The sequence below is a fragment of the Streptomyces paradoxus genome, assembly GCF_014202475.1.
Taxonomy (GTDB): Bacteria; Actinomycetota; Actinomycetes; order Streptomycetales; family Streptomycetaceae; genus Streptomyces; species Streptomyces paradoxus.
Genome location: NZ_JACHGV010000001.1, coordinates 814,748 through 829,673, shown reverse-complemented (window position 1 = coordinate 829,673; position 14,926 = coordinate 814,748). Strand labels below are relative to the sequence as shown.

The following is a 14,926-nucleotide window of genomic DNA, read 5'->3' as shown; positions in this document are numbered from 1 at the left end:
GCGTACTTCGACCGTCCACGACCGCGTCCCCGAGCGGTCCCGGTGTCCGCCGGCAGCTGCGCGAGGGCCGCCGCCCGAATCTCGGGGAACGAGCCGGTCATGTCCGTCCCCGTGGCCTGGTCGGCGGGCGGGTCGCTCCCGCGGGTGCGACGGCCGGTCGGGAGTCCGTGACGGCCACTGCCGGGGTGCTTGCTGGTCGCCGCGACCGGCGATGACGGTGGCCACGGACGCCACCGGTCTCACCGGGCCGGCCTACGCCTCCCGCATCCCCGCCCGGGCGAACTCCGTCATGCCCTCCTCGAAGCCGACCGCCGGCTTCCAGCCCAGCTCCGCCCGCAGCCGCGTGGAGTCCGCGGTGATGTGCCGTACGTCCCCGAGCCGGTACTCACCCGTGACGACCGGCTCGGGACCGCCGTGCGCGGTGGCCAGTGCCCGGGCCATCGCGCCGACGGTGTTCGGGGTGCCGCTGCCGGTGTTGTACACGGTGAGCGCGCCCGGGGCGGCCTCCGCCTCCAGCGCCACGGCGTTCGCCGCTGCCACGTCCCGGACGTGTACGAAGTCCCTGCGCTGCCGCCCGTCCTCGAACACCCGCGGGGCCTCGCCCCGTGCGAGCGCCGAGCGGAAGAAGGAGGCGACCCCGGCGTAGGGGGTGTCCCGGGGCATGCCCGGCCCGTACACGTTGTGGTAGCGCAGCGACACCGCCGACACGCCGGTGCAGCGGGCCCAGGCGGCGGCAAGATGCTCCTGGGCGAGCTTGGTCGACGCGTACACGTTCCGCGGATCGGCCGGGGCGTCCTCGCCGACCAGCCCGGGGGAGAGGTCCGCCCCGCACACCGGGCACGGCGGCTCGAACCGGCCCGCGTCGAGCGCGGCCACGGCCCGTGGCCCGGGCCTCACCACCCCGTGCCGCGCACACGCGTACCGTCCCTCGCCGTAGACGACCATGGATCCGGCGAGCACGAGGGTCGCCACGCCCGTCTCCGCCATGGCCGCGAGCAGCACGGCCGTCCCCAGGTCGTTGTGCGCGACGTAGTCCGCCGCGTCGGTGACCCCGTCGCCGAGCCCGACCATCGCGGCCTGGTGGCACACGGCCTCCACACCGGTCAGGGCCCGGCGCACGGCTGCGGGGTCCCGCACGTCCGCCGCGGGATCCTCCCGTACGTCGAACACGATCGCCTCGTGCCCCCGCTCCCGCAGGGTGGTGACCACATGGGACCCGATGAACCCGGCACCGCCGGTGACCAGTACGCGCATACGGGCACGCTAGGGCGCCGATGGGCGCCGGCCCACGGGAGCGCGGCCGTACGTCATGACTCCGTAAGACGGGCACGAGTGTGCCGAAACACAACAAACCGGACCCGACGCGAGACCCTGCCCCCATGACAGCCCCCTCCGCACCCGACGCGGCCCACCGCTTCGACGACCTGACCGCCCTGTACATCAACTGCACCCTCAAACCGTCCCCGCAGCGCAGCCACACCCAGGGCCTGATCGACAAGAGCCGGTCGATCATGGACAACGCCGGCGTGACCACGGAGCTGATCCGTGCCGTCGACCATGACATCGCGCCCGGCGTCTACCCGGACATGACCGAGCACGGCTTCGCCACGGACGTCTGGCCGGCGCTGTACGAGCGGGTCATGGCGGCGGACATCCTGGTCCTGGCCGGACCCATCTGGCTGGGCGACAACAGCTCCGTCACCAAGCAGGTCATCGAGCGCCTCTACGCCTGTTCTTCGCTGCTCAACTCCCAGGGGCAGTACGCCTACTACGGCCGGGTCGGCGGCTGTCTCATCACCGGCAACGAGGACGGCATCAAGCACTGCGCGATGAACGTCCTCTACAGCCTCCAGCACCTCGGCTACACGGTCCCGCCCCAGGCGGACGCCGGCTGGATCGGCGCGGCCGGGCCCGGGCCGTCGTACCTGGACCCGGATTCGGGCGGACCGGAGAACGACTTCACCAACCGCAACACCAGCTTCATGACCTGGAACCTGATGCACGTCGCGGCCCTGCTGAAGCGCGCCGGAGGGGTCCCCGCCCACGGCAACCAGCGCTCGCGGTGGGACGCCGGCTGCCGCCCGGGCGCGGACAACCCCGAGCACCGCTGACGGCGAGGCAGGGCGGGCCGTGTCACAGCCGCTTCTCGAACCAGTGGTGGGCATAGGGCTCGTCGTTGAACGCGGGGACCTCGGTGTACCCGCTGTCGCGGTAGAGACGCATGGCCGCCGTCAGCGCCTTGTTGGTGTCGAGCCGCACCCGGTCGCTGCCGTGCCGGGCGGCGCGGGCCTCGAGTTCGGACAGCAGGCGCCGGGCCAGGCCGAGGCCCCGGGACCGCGGTGAGACCCACAACCGCTTGATCTCCGCCGGGGCCCCGGCCGGCAGCTTGAGGCCGCCGCAGCCCACCGGCTCGCCGTGCAACCGGGCGACGAGGAACAGGCCGCGCGGGGAACGCAGTTCGCCCGGGTCGGGCAGCAGGCTGCCGGCGGGGTCGAAACCGCCGTCGAAGAGCTCGTGCAGCTCGGCGGCGTAGGAGCGCAGGCAGTGCGCGGCGTCCGGGTGATCGGGATCGAGCTCCTCCAGGGAGACCGTCGAGGCGGTCAGCAGTCGCTCGACCTCGGCCATGGCGGAGGTCAGCCGCTCCCGCTGCCGGGCGTCGAGCGGGTCGAGGAGCGAGGCGGCCAGTGCGTCGCTGCGGTCGTCGAGGAAGACCCGCTCGCGCCGCCCGGCCTCGGTCAGCCGCACGGTGCGTACCCGCCGGTCGCCGGGGTGCGGCTCGACGGCGACGAGACCGTCGCGTTCGAGCGCCCGCAGCAGGCGGCTCACGTAGCCGGAGTCGAGACCGAGCCGCTCCCGGACGCCGCGCACGTCGTGCGTGCCGCCGTCGCCGATCTGCCAGAGCAGCCGGGCCTGGCCGTAGGGACGCGCACCGCCCAGATAGCGGTCGTGCAGCACCCCCACCCGCTCGGCGACCGTCCGGTTGAAGCGCCGTACCTGTTCCACCTGCTCCGATGTCATTCTCTGACCTTAGTCAGGTAACGGTGACGGAGTGAAGAGGCGTCTCAGGGATCGTGGCGCTCGAACTCGGTCTCCTTCGCCGAGGTGATCCGGGCGCCCATGTTGCGCTCCATCATCTCCAGGGCCGCCGAAGCCAGGTGCGGATGAATGGAGGCGACGGCGTCCTTCGGCACCGTCACCTCGAGGTGGCGGATGTGCGCGTCCAGCGCGGAGTACAGGACGCACTGCTCGGTGACCTGGCCGGTCAGCACCACGTGTCCGACGTCCAGGCTCCAGAGGAGGTAGGACAGGGGCGTCTCGAAGAAGACCGAGTGGCGTGCCTTCATGACGAACAGCGACCGGTCGTCGGGCCGGATGGGTTCGATCAGGTGGGCGTTCGGCTGGGACAGGGCCGCGTTCAGCAGCTCCCCGTGGTGCGAGCGCCACAGCCCGAAGTTGTCGTTCACGTAGATCACGGGAACGTCCGCCTCACGGGCCCGGCCGAGCAGCTCGGTCAGGACGGGCACGATCCCCTCGACGGAGGGCACGAGGAGCTCGGCGTCCTCGTGGTCGTAGGTGTTGATCATGTCGATCACGATCAGAGCCGACCGCGCCGGGTCCGCGCCCCGGACCCTGCCCTCCACCGCCCGTCCGGTGCTGTCACTCATGGGGTGCGGCGGGGACTGGTCGGGACGGACGTCGGAGCATCGGTTCTCCCGAGTGGAGCGTGTGGTGCGGGTTCCGGGAATGTGCTGCTGAGTACCCGGGGGCGGCCCGGGCCTAAACACCCTCCCGGAGCCGCCGGCCGCGCCCGCAGTCGCGGCCAGAACCTGTCCGCAAGCCCCGCTACCGTGCCCTCATGACGAACACCAAGCGGAGCGTCACCGGCACGGCACCCCTGCTCGGCACGCGTGCCCTCAACCGCGCGACGCTGGGCCGCCAGTTGCTCCTGCGCCCCGCCCGGCTGTCCGTCGCGGCGGCCGTGGAGCATCTGCTCGGGCTCCAGGCGCAGAACGTCAAGCCGCCGTACTACGCGCTCGCCGCCCGCCTCGACGGGTTCGCCCCGGAGGCGCTGTCCCGGCTCATGGCGGACCGCGAGGTCGTTCGGATCGTCACGATGCGCTCCACCATCCACACCCACACCGCGGACGACTGCCTCACCCTGCGGCCGCTGGTGCAGCCCGCCCGGGACCGGGAGCTCGTCACCTTCCGCAAGGGGCTCGCCGGAGTCGACCTAGACCGGCTCGCCGGCCTCGCCCGCGACCTCGTCGAGGCCGAGCCCCGCACCATGGGGCAGCTGCGCGAGGCCCTGCTCCAGGAGTGGCCCGACGCCGATCCGCAGGCCCTGGCCGTCGCGGCCCGCTGCCGTCTCCCGCTCGTGCAGGTGACGCCGCGCGGACTGTGGGGGCAGAGCGGGCAGGTCAGACTCACGACCGCCGAGCACTGGCTCGGCCGGCCCGCGGAACCGGCCGTCACGCCCGAGGCGGCCGTCCTGCGCTACCTCGCCGCCTTCGGTCCGGCCTCCGTGCGCGACATGCAGGCCTGGGCGGGCATGACCCGGCTGCGTGACGCCTTCGAACGCCTCCGACCGCGGCTCGTGACCTTCCGGGACGACACCGGCGCCGAACTCTTCGACCTCCCGGACGCGCCGCGCCCCGACCCGGAGACCCCCGCGCCGCCGCGCTTCCTCCCCGAGTTCGACAACCTGCTGCTCTCGCACGCCGACCGCACCCGCGTCGTCCCGCCCGAGTACCGGGGCCGTTCGTGGCAGGGGAACCTGGCCCACTGCACGCTCCTCGTCGACGGCTTCCTCGCGGGGCTGTGGCGGCTGGAGGAGGACGCGCTCGTGATCGAGCCCTTCGAACGCCTCACCCGGGACCGGCAGGACGAGGTCACCGCCGAGGGGGAGCGGATGCTGCGCGTCATGCACCCGGGGTCGTCGTACGACATCCGGTTCGGTGCCGTACGGACCTAGAAGTCCGCTCCGCGGCATGGAGAGGGGGCGTTGCGGGCCGCTCGTGGAGGCCCGCAACGCCCCCTGGTCTTTCACCTGAGGGGTACTCAGGAGCTAGTGAAGGGTCACGAGTTGACCTGCGCCGTGACCAGGTTGGAGAAGGTGGTCAGCCGGGTGTAGACACCCGGGTAACCGGCCTGGGCGCAGCCTTCGCCCCAGGAAGTGATGCCTGCCAGGACGCCCCCGATGAGCAGGGGGCCGCCGCTGTCGCCCTGGCAGGTGTCCACGCCGCCGGCGGTGTATCCGGCGCACACCATGTCGCTCTTCACGAAGTCGGAGCCGTAGGAGCTCCCACAACTGGAGTCGGACACGGTCGGTACGGTCGCGGTGCGCAGCTGGTTGGAGCTGCTGCCGTTCGAGGCGGTGGTGCCCCAGCCGAGGATGCGGGCCGTGGTGCCGGCCGCGTACACCGAGGTCTGGGAGGAGGAGACGTACTTGGCCGGTGTGTACGGCATCGACGTCGACAGCGTCAGCACGGCCACGTCCTCGCCGTTGGTGGCGTCGGTGTAGTTCGGGTGGATCCAGATCTTGCCGACTCTGGAGACCGTGCCGTTGGTGCCGTTCAGGTAGGTGCGGCCACCGACGACGCGCACGCTGCTCGTGGTCTCGCCGACCATGCAGTGCGCGGCGGTGACGACCTTCGTGGGCGAGACGAGCGTGCCGCCGCAGAACTGGTTCTGCGAGGCGTCCGTGATCTGCATGACGAACGGGTACGCGGACGTCGTGGTCGTGGTGCCGCCGACGATCGGCTGGGGCGCGGCGACGGCCGTGGGGGCGGCGAGCAGCGCGGTCGTGGCGGCGGCAGCGGCCGCGGCGGCGAGCGCGACGGCCTTCTTGGCGGCGTTGAGCCCGAACATGGGTCTCCTTGGGGAGTTGCCGGTGGGGGGTCGCGCGGGTGGTCGTGCACGGGGACCCTGACGCCTTTGTTCGGATCTCCGTGTGCCCGGCGAGCGGCACGCCCCAAAGCTAGAGCCCGGACGAGGGGGCTCCCAATGAGGGAACCCCCTAAGGGAGTTGGGCAGGGATAACCCTCGGTCCGGCCCCGTAAACCCAGGCGGGGTCAGGTCGTTCGGCGGCCCGCGGCCAGCCGGACGATGTCCACCCGGGAGCGGATCCCGAGCTTGCGGTACACCCGGGTGAGGGTCGCCTCGACGGTCTTGACGCTGATGAACAGGCGTGCCGCGATCTCCCGGTTGGTGGCGCCCTCCATCACCAGCGAGGCGACCTGACGCTCCATCGCGGCCAGGCCCTCCAGCGCGTCCAGGGAGACGGCCGGCGTGGCGGCCGGCGCTTCCACCGCCGTGGGGCCGGCGGTGGCAGCGGCGTCGACCTGCCGCAGCCACGGCAGCGCCCGGCAGCGCCGGAACAGCCGGGCGGCCTCGTCGTACGACGCCGGTCCCGGCAGGGGCCGCGCGCCGCCGCGGGGGAGGGCGGCGGCCTGAGCGCGCAGGCGGGCCAGTGCGAAGGCGGCCCGGGCCTCCTCCAGGCCGTACCCGAGCCGGCCGAGCCGGTCCTGCACGGACGTCAGCCGGGCCACGGCGGCCTCGTGTTCGCCGCGTGCCGCCCGCACCAGCGCCTCGGCCCGGTCGAGGACCGCCAGCACACTCTGCCGTCCCAGCCGCAGCGCGTGCGCCCGGGTCGTGTCGATGACGTCCTGGGCCTCGCCCGGCTCGCCGATGCGGACCAGTGCCTCGGCGAGGTCGCCGTGCCAGCGGCCGCGCCCGGGGTCGTTGATGCCGAGGCCCTGCTCCAGCTCCCGCACCCGGCGCAGCGAACGGACGGTGGCGGCCGGGTCGCCGGCCACCAACTGGGCGTAGCCCAGGGCCGCGAGGGCCCGGGACAGGTACATCTGGTCGCCGTCGACTTCGGCGTGGTCCGCCGCCTCCCGGGCGAGGGCCAGCGCCCGGTCCACGTCCCCGGCGGAGGCCTCCGCGAGGGAGGCGAGCATGGCCGACGCACCTTCGCCGATCCCGGAGTCCCGGGCGAGCCGCAGACTCTCGCGGGCCAGGTCCAGGGCCCGGCCGCAGTGCCCGGAGCGCAGTTCCGTGTCGGCGAGGAAGCGCAGGAAGTGCACCTCGCTCTCGACCATGCCGCGCCGGCGCACCTCACGCAGCAGCGCGGTGATGGTCGCCCGCGCCTCGGGCAGCTGGTCGCTCATGATCAGCCAGCGGAACCGGGCCGACCCGGCGCCGTTGTGGTGGCAGGCCACATAGGGGTCCTGGGGTTCCTTCAGCGCCCGTTTGACGGTCACGGGGGCGTCCGGGTGACCCATCAGGGTCTCGGTGGACGCCTGGAAGGACAGCGCCATCAGCTCGGTGCGCCGGTCCCCGCCCCGGGCGGCCAGCTCCGCCGCGTGCGCCGCCTCCTGGCGGGCCTCGGCGAAGTCGCCCTCGACGACCAGGCCGCGCCAGGCCAGCTGGTAGTAGACCTGGGCGAGCAGGCGCGGGTCGTCACCCGCGTCGGCCAGGACCTGCGGGAAGACGGCGTCGACCTCGCCGAGGGCCTGCCCGGCCGCCTCGATGACCACCATCCACGCCCGCACCCGCTCGGCGGGCACGGTGGCACGCGTCAGTACGTCGCGTGCGATGTCCCGGGCGAGGTCGGCCTCGCCCGCGGTGATCGCGTCCTCCGCGGCCTGAAGGCGTCGCTCGTCGGGGCCGGGGGCGCTGTCCGCCGGGGTGTGCCGGGCGGACAGCAGCCCGAGCGAGGCGGCCACGGAGGGCGCCCCGCGGTCCCGGGCCAGCGCACCGGCCTCGGCGAGCCGGGCCGCCACGTCCGGGTCGGTGCCGGTGGTCGCCAGGGCCAGGTGCCGGGCCCGCTCGATCGGGTCGGAGGCCGCCGTGGACAGCGCGGCGTGCACGGCCCGTCGCTCCTGCGCCGGGGCCTCCGCGTACAGCGCCGCCGAGATCAAAGGGTGCGCGAACCGCAGGGCCGGTGCCTCGGGATCCGTGACGAGCAGCCCCAGGGCCGCCGCCCGGGCCGTCTCGGCCTCGGCGTTCTCCCGCCCGGCCGCGTGCAGCAGCGCCAGCGTGGGACGGGCACCCGCGCTGGCCACCAGGAGGGTGCGGCGCGCCTCGTCCGACAGCATCTCCAGCCGGCTCAGCACCAGGGCCCGCAGCGAGGTGGGCACCGGCAGCGGCTCACCCGGCCGCGGCCGGGCCGGGCTCTCGGCCAGGGCCCGGCCCAGCTCCAGCGCGAAGAGCGGGTTGCCGCCGCTGGTGCGGTGGATGTCGCGGATCGTGGAGCGGGACAGGGGCGTGTAGCCGCGGTGGTCGAGCAGCGCCGAGACCTGCGTACGGTTCAGCGGGCCCAGCCGGACGGCGAGCGTGTCGGGCGGGGACGCCGGCAGATGCCGGTCGTACTCCTGGCCCTCGGTCCGCACCGCGCACAGCATCTGCACGGGCGTGTCACCCAGCCGGCGGGCCGCGAAGCCGAGCAGTTCCGCACTGGCGGCATCCAGCCACTGGAGATCGTCGGCGACCACCAGCACCGGGCCCTTGGCGGCGAGGACGCGCAGCGCCGACAGCACCGCCAGGCGCAGCGCGAGCCCGTCCCGCTGGAGCGTGGACTCGCCGCGGCCGGTCAGCGCCGACTCCAGGGCGGTGCGCTGGGCGCCGGGCAGCGCACCCGACACGTCCTCCAGGACCAGCCCGAACAGGTCGGCCAGCGCCAGGAAGGGCAGGTGGGATTCCGACTCGGTCGCCGAGCAGCGCAACACCGTCCGCGCCGCGCCGCCGTAATCCGCGGCCAGCGCCCGCAGGACCGTCGACTTTCCAATTCCGGCCGGACCGTGGAGCAGCACACTGCCGCCCCGGCTCAGCTGCTCACGGGCCGAGGTGAACAGTTCCTCCCGGCCGATGACCAGGTCGGGGCGGCTTCTGGGAGGCTCCTGGAAGTCCCGTCGTCCGGTCACCGCTCCCCTCCCTGTGTCGTGTCCTGGCCAATATTAGGCAACAGCTCTTTGAATTTCGGAGGGACGGCGTCGTGAGGGAAATAACAACAGGTGCCGGCGGGCGAATTCATCGGTCTCCCGAATGCGGCGGAACGCGAGGCCGGTGCCCCGTCGGGAACCCTCCGGCAGCTCGAACGAGCAAGCACGACAGAAAGCACCACAAACCTACGGCAACCACCCCGCCCGGCGCGCGGCGACCACGGCCTCGCCACGGGTGTGGGCCCGCAGTTTCCGCATGGCCGACCGCAGGTACCCCTTGACAGTCTCCGGCGTCACCCCCAGCCGGTCGGCGGCGACGGCGTTCGTCGCACCCGCCGCGACACACGCCAGGACGTCCACCTCGCGCGGCGCGAGCCGGACCCGGGCCGGCCCGGCGGACCCGGCCGTCAGCAGCGCACACGCGCCGAGCAGCTCCGCGCGCAGCTCCGGGTCCGTGATCCGCCCGGCCAGCGCCCGCAGGGCCGCGTGCGCCTCCCGCACCTGCTCCCACCCCGGACCCGCCCCGGCACCGGCCCCCGCCCCGGCGACGAGCGTGCGGGCCTCGTCCCGGACGGCCAGCGCCCGCTCCACGTCCCGCGCCGCCTCGACCGCCGCGTCCAGCATCCGGCCGCCCAGCGGCAGAGCAGTGCGCAGCGCCCCGTACAGCACCCCGCGCACCCGGTGCCGCACCACCACCGGCACGGCCAGCACCGAGCGCAGCCCCTCCGCGGCCACCGGGGCGTCGTACTCGTGGCTGATCTGCCGCGACGCCGAGTAGTCCGTCACCACGCACGGCCGGGACAGCGCCACCGTCTTGCCGCCCAGACCGGTGCCGGACGTCACCACCAGCGACCGCAGGGCGTGCGTCGCCGTGCCGCTCAGTTCGCTGATGCGCATCCGCTGCCCGGCCTCCAGCAGGCCGCCGAAGGCGATCGGAAGGCCGGTGCCCCGCCGCAGACGCAGCAGCGCGTTGCGCATCTCGACCGCGTCGGACGCGTCTGTCGTCACCCTGATCGCCCCTTCACTACGGCTCCTGCGCGGGCGCACCCCCCGTTCGGGGGTAGTGAGACCTGCATCACGGATTACACGATGGCTCGGAGCCGCCCGGCAATGGTCCGGCACCCAGGAGGACAGATGACATCGGCGACGGCACTGTTCCGCGACGCGCGGGATTTCCTGCTGGAGCACCGCGAGGACTACCCGACGGCCTACGAGGGCTTCCGCTGGCCCCGCCCCGAGTACTTCAACTGGGCCCTCGACTGGTTCGACGAGATCGCCGACGGCAACGCCCGCACCGCCCTGTACCTCGTCGAGGAGGACGGCCGGGAGACCCGGCTGTCCTTCGGGGAGATGTCGGTGCGGTCGGCGCAGTTCGCCACCTGGCTGCGGGAGCGGGGCGTGCGCGCCGAGGACCGGATCCTCGTCATGCTCGGCAACCAGGCCGAACTGTGGATCACCGCCCTCGCCGCGATGAAGCTGCGCGCGGTGGTCATCCCGGCCACCCCGCTGCTCGGCCCCGCCGACCTGCGCGACCGCGTCGAGCGCGGCCGGGTCCGGCACGTCGTCGCGCGCCCCGAGGACACCGGCAAGTTCGCCGAGGTGCCCGGCGACTACACGCGCATCGCCGCGGACGCCGCCGGCGCCGTGCCGGACGGCTGGCTGCCGCTGGACGACGCCTACGGCGCCTCCGCCGACTTCACCCCCGACGGCCCCACCCGGGCCGACGACCCGCTGATGCTCTACTTCACCTCGGGCACCACCGCCCGGCCCAAGCTCGTCGAGCACACGCACACGTCGTACCCGGTCGGCCATCTGTCGACCATGTACTGGATCGGCCTGAAACCCGGCGACGTGCACCTGAACATCTCCTCACCCGGCTGGGCCAAGCACGCCTGGTCCAACCTGTTCGCCCCGTGGAACGCCGAGGCGACCGTCTTCCTGCACAACTACACGCGTTTCGACGCCGTCCGTCTCATGACCGAGATGGACCGGGCGGGCGTCACCACCTTCTGCGCCCCGCCGACCGTGTGGCGCATGCTCATCCAGGCCGACCTGACCCAGCTGCGCACGCCGCCCCGCGAGGTCGTCGCGGCAGGCGAGCCGCTCAACCCGGAGGTCATCGAGCAGGTCCGCCGGGCCTGGAACCTCACCATCCGGGACGGTTTCGGCCAGACCGAGACGGCCGTGCAGGTCGCCAACAGTCCCGGACAGCCGCTCAAGACCGGCTCGATGGGCCGGCCGAGCCCCGGCTACCGCGTCGAACTCCTCGACCCCGTGTCCGGCGCGCCGGGCGCGGCGGAGGGCGAGATCGCACTCGACCTGTCGGACCGCCCCGTCGGCCTGATGACCGGCTACCACGGCGACGCCGACCGTACGGCGGAGGCGATGGCCGGCGGCTACTACCGCACGGGAGACGTCGCCTCCAGGGACGAGGAGGGGTATCTGACCTACATCGGGCGCAGCGACGACGTCTTCAAGGCCTCCGACTACAAGATCAGCCCGTTCGAGCTGGAGAGCGCGCTGCTGGAGCACGACGCGGTCGCCGAGGCGGCGGTCGTCCCCGCGCCGGACGCGCTGCGGCTCGCCGTCCCCAAGGCGTACGTCGTCCTGGCCGCGGGCTGGGAGCCCGGCGCCGACACCGCCAAGGTCCTGTTCGAGCACTCCCGCGAGGTGCTGGCCCCCTACAAGCGCATCCGCCGCCTGGAGTTCGGCGACCTGCCCAAGACCGTCTCCGGCAAGATCCGCCGGATCGAGCTGCGTGAGGCCACGGCGGCCGGGTCGGACGCCGAGTACCGCGAGGAGGACTTCCGGTGAACTCCTACAGCCACGGCACCGGCCGGACGGCGCTGCTCGGCGACACCATCGGGGCCAGTCTGGACCGGGCGGTGGCCACCTGGCCGGACCGCGAGGCACTGGTGGACGTACCGTCCGGCCGGCGCTGGACGTACGCCGAGTTCGGTGCGGCGGTCGACGAGCTCGCCTCCGCCCTGCACGCCTCCGGGGTCGCCAAGGGCGACCGGGTGGGCATCTGGGCGGTCAACTGCCCCGAATGGGTGCTCGTCCAGTACGCCACCGCCCGCATCGGCGCGATCATGGTGAACATCAACCCGGCGTACCGCACCCACGAGGTGGCGTACGTCCTGAAGCAGGCCGGCGTGTCCCTGCTGTTCGCCTCGCTCGGCCACAAGACGAGCGACTACCGGGCGATGGTCGGGGAAGTCCGGGGCGCCTGCCCCGAGTTGCGGGAGGTGGTCTACTTCGGCGACCCGGGCTGGGAGGCGCTGCTCGGGCGGGCGACCCCCGAGGCGGCGTACGCCGACCTCTCCTGCGACGACCCGATCAACATCCAGTACACGTCCGGCACGACGGGCTTCCCGAAGGGCGCGACCCTCTCCCACCACAACATCCTCAACAACGGCTTCTTCGTGGGTGAGCTGATCGCCTACTCCGAGCAGGACCGGATCTGCATCCCGGTGCCCTTCTACCACTGCTTCGGCATGGTCATGGGCAATCTCGCCGCCACCTCGCACGGCGCCTGCATGGTCATCCCCGCCCCGTCGTTCGACGCCAAGGCCACCCTGGACGCGGTCCAGCAGGAGCGCTGCACCTCGCTCTACGGCGTCCCGACCATGTTCATCGCCGAGCTGAACCTCCCCGACTTCGCCTCCTACGACCTCTCCTCCCTGCGCACCGGCATCATGGCGGGCTCGCCCTGCCCGGTGGAGGTGATGAAGCGGGTGGTCGCCGAGATGCACATGGCGGAGGTCTCCATCTGCTACGGCATGACCGAGACGTCCCCGGTGTCCCTCCAGACCCGCAGGGACGACGACCTGGAGCACCGCACCGGCACGGTCGGCCGGGTCCTGCCGCACATCGAGGTCAAGATCGTCGACCCGGCCACGGGCGTCACCCGACCGCGCGGAACGGCGGGCGAGTTGTGCACCCGCGGCTACAGCGTGATGCTCGGCTACTGGAACGAGCCGGAGAAGACCGCCGAGGCCGTCGACGCCGGCCGCTGGATGCACACGGGCGACCTCGCCGTGATGCGCGAGGACGGCTACGTCGAGATCGTCGGCCGCATCAAGGACATGATCATCCGGGGCGGGGAGAACATCTACCCCCGCGAGATCGAGGAGTTCCTCTACGGCCACCCGAAGATCCAGGACGTCCAGGTCGTCGGCGTCCCGCACGAGCGCTACGGCGAGGAGGTCCTGGCCTGCGTCATCGCCCGCGACCCGGACGACCCGCCGACCCTGGAGGACCTCCGGGCCTTCTGCGAGGGGCAGTTGGCCCACTACAAGGTCCCGGCCCGGGTGCGGATCCTCGACTCCTTCCCGATGACGGTGTCCGGGAAGGTGCGCAAGGTCGAGCTGCGGGAGAGGTTCGCGGACGGGCAGAGGTAGAAGAGCTCGGGGCGCAGGCTGGAGATGTTGGCCGAGGTGAACAGCTTGGGAGTGGTGCGCGGGGGCATCGTGGCAGCGGCGGAACTCCCGTTCACAACGGTTTTCGCATGCACACCCGTGGCCAGTGGTCCAGGCCGAGTCCGGCCTCCGTCGCGCGGATCGCGCGCAGGCCGGGCGTCAGGTCCGACTCGGGGAGCGGCCGGAAACCGAGGCGCTCGTAGTAGGGGGCGTTCCACGGCACTTCCGTGAAGGTGGTCAGCGTCAGGGAGGTCAGCCCTTCCTCGCGGGCGCGGTCGGCGGCGTGGGCCAGGAGGGCGCGGCCCACGCCCCGGCGGGCGGCGTGCGGGTGGACCGAGACCTGCTCGACGTGCAGGGCACCGTCGACGGGTTCGGCCAGGAGGTAGGCGACCGGCCGGTCCCGCGGGTCGCAGGCGACCCAGCAGCGGCCCGCCCGGCGGTAGTGCTCCAGGACGTCGAGGGCGGGCGGCTCGTCGTCGGCGATCTCCGGCATGCCGAGGTCGCGGAAAGGGGCACCGGCGGCCCGCTCGATGTCCTGGAGGGCGGGGAGTTCGGCCGGGGTCGCGGGGCGGATGCGCATGCGGCGAGTATGCGGTGCGGCGGCGTGGTCAGGGGGCCCGGTTTCCGGGGCCGGCCGCGGCCAGCGTCTCGGCCGGGGCGTTCACCGGCCTCGGTGTGCCGGTGGGGTCCAGGACGAACAGAGGGACGCCCAGGGCGTCGGCGCGGGCCCGGGCGTCGTCGGCGTATCCGGCGAGGGAGAAGTAGAGGCAGTCCGCGGACTCGGTCATGGCCGTCAGCCACAGGCACTCCACGTCCCGCAGACCCGCCGGGCGCACGGCCGGGTCGACCTGCGCGACGACACCGCGGGCGGCCAGTCCTATACCGGACGGGGGCCGCTGGTCCGCCCGGCGGACACCCCGGTATCCGAGCCAGCGCAGATACAGCGCGGTGGCGGTGACGGCGTCGAGGGCGGTGCGGATGGTGACGGACCTGAACGGAGGCCGGGCGGAGGCGGCGTCGCCGGTGACGGACGTATCGGGGGCGTCTGCCGTGTCCCGGGCGGATGTCTTGCCCTGGCCCCCTGCCGTGTCCCGGCCGGTTGTCGCGCTCTCGGCGGGCGACGTCCCGCCGGCCGTCGCCGAGTCCTGGTCCCGGATGCCCACCGGGCCCTCCACCACCGCCACCCGCAGCACCACCCCGCACGAACACCCCACCTCCGGGTGCGGCCACTCGCCGCGCCGTCCGCAGGAGCCGCACCGCACCGTCACCCAGTCGTCCTGCCAGACCCGGTGCGAGACGGGCGTCGGCGAGCCGTCGCGGTCCAGTCGCGGGGCGACCGGCGCGCCGCACGCGCAGGGGTACGCGGGAGCCGTGTAGCGGTGCTCGCGGCGGCAGGCCGGGCAGCGCACCGCAACGGTCTCGGGCATGGCCACTCCAGAACCGTGTCGCGTCGGGACAGCGTGCCCATCGTGCTCCCTCGGGCCCTGCTCTGTCCGGCGCTTGGCGTCTCTTGACGCCCTTCGCCCACCCCGCATACATTCATTCCAGATAGTAGAAAACAAT

Annotated in this window: 12 protein-coding genes; 4 read left to right on the top strand and 8 right to left on the bottom strand. The window is 73.1% G+C overall.

All coding sequences use genetic code 11. From position 1 onward, the window contains the following. Window positions 1–252 precede the first annotated feature (252 nt). Window positions 253–1,254 (bottom strand): NAD-dependent epimerase/dehydratase family protein, encoded by a 1,002-nt coding sequence (locus HNR57_RS03745; RefSeq protein WP_184555764.1) that lies wholly within the window; start codon window positions 1,252–1,254, stop codon window positions 253–255. Window positions 1,255–1,379: 125 nt separating this feature from the next. Here HNR57_RS03745 and HNR57_RS03740 point away from each other — a divergent pair, with 125 nt between their 5' ends. After that, the gene (locus HNR57_RS03740) at window positions 1,380–2,111 is read left to right on the top strand and encodes a flavodoxin family protein (RefSeq protein WP_184555761.1); all 732 of its coding nucleotides are present in this window, start codon (window positions 1,380–1,382) and stop codon (window positions 2,109–2,111) included. A 22-nt stretch (window positions 2,112–2,133) separates the two neighbouring features. On the opposite strand, the gene HNR57_RS03735 is transcribed toward HNR57_RS03740, so the two are convergent. Together HNR57_RS03735 and HNR57_RS03730 are read right to left on the bottom strand one after the other, a co-directional pair. After that, the gene (locus HNR57_RS03735; RefSeq protein ID WP_184555758.1) at window positions 2,134–3,018 is read right to left on the bottom strand and encodes a bifunctional helix-turn-helix transcriptional regulator/GNAT family N-acetyltransferase; all 885 of its coding nucleotides are present in this window, start codon (window positions 3,016–3,018) and stop codon (window positions 2,134–2,136) included. 44 nt (window positions 3,019–3,062) lie between these two features. Beyond that, entirely contained in the window at window positions 3,063–3,665 is a 603-nt protein-coding gene (locus HNR57_RS03730; RefSeq protein WP_184555755.1) for a cysteine hydrolase family protein, read from the bottom strand. Between the two features lie 191 nt (window positions 3,666–3,856). Between HNR57_RS03730 and HNR57_RS03725 the strand changes: the two genes are divergently transcribed. Then, entirely contained in the window at window positions 3,857–4,972 is a 1,116-nt protein-coding gene (locus HNR57_RS03725; protein ID WP_184555753.1) for a winged helix DNA-binding domain-containing protein, read from the top strand. Between the two features lie 104 nt (window positions 4,973–5,076). Here HNR57_RS03725 and HNR57_RS03720 read toward each other — a convergent pair whose 3' ends face one another. The 3 genes from HNR57_RS03720 to HNR57_RS03710 all read right to left on the bottom strand — a co-directional run bounded on the left by HNR57_RS03720 (window position 5,077) and on the right by HNR57_RS03710 (window position 9,950). Then, entirely contained in the window at window positions 5,077–5,868 is a 792-nt protein-coding gene (locus tag HNR57_RS03720; protein ID WP_184555750.1) for a S1 family peptidase, read from the bottom strand. Between the two features lie 203 nt (window positions 5,869–6,071). Next, window positions 6,072–8,924, bottom strand: a complete 2,853-nt coding sequence (locus HNR57_RS03715; protein ID WP_184555747.1) for a helix-turn-helix transcriptional regulator — start codon at window positions 8,922–8,924, stop codon at window positions 6,072–6,074. 204 nt (window positions 8,925–9,128) lie between these two features. Beyond that, a complete protein-coding gene (locus HNR57_RS03710) occupies window positions 9,129–9,950 on the bottom strand; it encodes a helix-turn-helix transcriptional regulator (protein WP_184555744.1) in 822 nt (273 codons plus the stop codon). Between the two features lie 126 nt (window positions 9,951–10,076). Between HNR57_RS03710 and HNR57_RS03705 the strand changes: the two genes are divergently transcribed. Together HNR57_RS03705 and HNR57_RS03700 are read left to right on the top strand one after the other, a co-directional pair. Beyond that, entirely contained in the window at window positions 10,077–11,756 is a 1,680-nt protein-coding gene (locus HNR57_RS03705) for an AMP-binding protein (protein ID WP_184555741.1), read from the top strand. Next, window positions 11,753–13,345: an AMP-binding protein gene (locus tag HNR57_RS03700; protein ID WP_184555738.1), complete on the top strand. Its 1,593-nt coding sequence runs from the start codon at window positions 11,753–11,755 to the stop codon at window positions 13,343–13,345. Before HNR57_RS03705 ends, HNR57_RS03700 begins: the two co-directional genes overlap by 4 nt. A 91-nt stretch (window positions 13,346–13,436) precedes the next feature. On the opposite strand, the gene HNR57_RS03695 is transcribed toward HNR57_RS03700, so the two are convergent. Both HNR57_RS03695 and HNR57_RS03690 read right to left on the bottom strand, forming a co-directional pair. Next, window positions 13,437–13,943, bottom strand: a complete 507-nt coding sequence (locus tag HNR57_RS03695) for a GNAT family N-acetyltransferase (RefSeq protein WP_184555736.1) — start codon at window positions 13,941–13,943, stop codon at window positions 13,437–13,439. Window positions 13,944–13,971: 28 nt separating this feature from the next. Then, entirely contained in the window at window positions 13,972–14,790 is an 819-nt protein-coding gene (locus tag HNR57_RS03690) for a hypothetical protein (protein WP_184555733.1), read from the bottom strand. Window positions 14,791–14,926 lie beyond the last annotated feature (136 nt).

Excerpts from the sequence above, each read along its gene's own strand:
- HNR57_RS03745 (WP_184555764.1), bottom strand. The coding sequence starts at position 1,254 with ATGCGCGTACTGGTCACCGGCGGTGCCGGGTTCATCGGGTCCCATGTG.
- HNR57_RS03740 (WP_184555761.1), top strand. The coding sequence starts at position 1,380 with ATGACAGCCCCCTCCGCACCCGACGCGGCCCACCGCTTCGACGACCTG.
- HNR57_RS03735 (WP_184555758.1), bottom strand. The coding sequence starts at position 3,018 with ATGACATCGGAGCAGGTGGAACAGGTACGGCGCTTCAACCGGACGGTC.
- HNR57_RS03730 (WP_184555755.1), bottom strand. The coding sequence starts at position 3,665 with ATGAGTGACAGCACCGGACGGGCGGTGGAGGGCAGGGTCCGGGGCGCG.
- HNR57_RS03725 (WP_184555753.1), top strand. The coding sequence starts at position 3,857 with ATGACGAACACCAAGCGGAGCGTCACCGGCACGGCACCCCTGCTCGGC.
- HNR57_RS03720 (WP_184555750.1), bottom strand. The coding sequence starts at position 5,868 with ATGTTCGGGCTCAACGCCGCCAAGAAGGCCGTCGCGCTCGCCGCCGCG.
- HNR57_RS03705 (WP_184555741.1), top strand. The coding sequence starts at position 10,077 with ATGACATCGGCGACGGCACTGTTCCGCGACGCGCGGGATTTCCTGCTG.
- HNR57_RS03695 (WP_184555736.1), bottom strand. The coding sequence starts at position 13,943 with ATGCGCATCCGCCCCGCGACCCCGGCCGAACTCCCCGCCCTCCAGGAC.
- HNR57_RS03690 (WP_184555733.1), bottom strand. The coding sequence starts at position 14,790 with ATGCCCGAGACCGTTGCGGTGCGCTGCCCGGCCTGCCGCCGCGAGCAC.